Source organism: Tropicibacter alexandrii, assembly GCF_003667315.2.
Taxonomy (GTDB): Bacteria; Pseudomonadota; Alphaproteobacteria; order Rhodobacterales; family Rhodobacteraceae; genus Tropicibacter; species Tropicibacter alexandrii.
Map to the genome: position 1 here is coordinate 1 of NZ_RCTZ02000054.1, position 1,397 is coordinate 1,397.

Sequence of the window (1,397 nt, forward strand, 5' to 3'; positions counted from 1 at the left end):
GAGCTATGCGGGATTTTGGGTGACGGGGCCTGATCAGGCGGCGCGGTTTTCTGCGAGGCTCTGGGCGACACCGTCGGTGAATGTGACGCCTTTGATGACCAAAGGCAACTGGTTCGCGCCCTTCAGGCGCCGCCACGTCTTGGCTGCGGCCTGAACGAGCTTGAAGACCATCAGCTTCGCCGTCTTCTGCGAGAGCGCACCCTTGGTGCGCACGGTCCGATGTCGGACGGTGGCGAAGACGCTCTCGATCGGGTTGCCCGTGCGCAGGTGATCCCAGTGTTCGCCCGGGAAATCGTAGAAGGCGAGAAGCGCCTCGCGGTCCTTGGTCAGGCACGTGACCGCCTTTTCGTACTTGGCGCCATATTTCTCGGCGAAGGTGTCCATGGCGGTTTCGGCAGCGGCGCGGGTTTCGGCCTGCCAGACTTCTCGCAGGTCAGCCTTCACCGCCGTCTGCATGGATTTGGGGAACTTGTTCAGGACGTTAGCGATCTTGTGAACCCAACACCGCTGATGCCTCGTGCCCGGGAAGACCTCGTCGAGCGCCTTCCAGAACCCCATGGCCCCATCGCCAACGGCGATTTCGGGCGCAACCGCGAGGCCGCGCGCCTTGATGTCGACCAAGAGTTCCCGCCAGCTCTGGGCGCTTTCGCGCAGGCCGACCTGGAAGCCGACGAGTTCCTTCTTCCCCTCGGGCGTGGCCCCGAGAATGACCAGCATGCATTCGGCTTGCGGCTCCATCCGGGCCTGCAGGTACACGCCATCCGCCCAGATATAGACGTATCGACGGGCAGAGAGAGCGCGGCGCTGCCAGCGGTCATAGTCCTGCTGCCACTCCCCGGTCAGCCGCGAGATCACGCTCGGCGACAGGTTCGGCGCATCCTTCCCCAGGATCGCGGCCAGCGCCTCCTGGAAGTCGCCCGTTGAGATCCCGCGCAGATACAGGACCGGTAACAGCGCATCGAGGCTACGTGAGCGGCGCGCCCATTTCGGCAGGATCGCCGAGGTAAACCGGATCTTCTGGTCGGCCGGCACGTCGGTGGCGCGGTCGCGTACCTTCGGGCGCTGGACGTCGAGCGCCCCGATCCCGGTCTGAATGCTGCGCTCGGGCCCGTATCCGTGCCGGACAACCCGCTGGCGGCCGTCCGGCAGGACCTCTTCAGCATACTCGGCAACGAAGGCGTCGGCCTCCGCCCGCAGCGCGGCAGCCAGCATGCGGCGCGCGCCATCGCGGGCGATCTCGGTCAGAGGGTCATCGACAGATTCCGGCTGACGAAGGGGGATGATGTCTGTAGTCTTCTCCATGGCGTATCGTTCCTCTTGGAAGTTCTGGCAGGCTTGATCACCCGCCACGATACGCCGCCCTCTCAAACCCCGTCACCCAGTTTCACGCATAGCTC

At 64.9% G+C, this 1,397-nt stretch carries 1 protein-coding gene; it reads right to left on the reverse strand.

The window, feature by feature from the left end:
* Positions 1–33: 33 nt before the first annotated feature.
* Positions 34–1,302 (reverse strand): IS256 family transposase, encoded by a 1,269-nt coding sequence (locus tag D8Z78_RS24310; RefSeq protein ID WP_121634756.1) that lies wholly within the window; start codon positions 1,300–1,302, stop codon positions 34–36.
* Between the last annotated feature and the right edge of the window lie 95 nt (positions 1,303–1,397).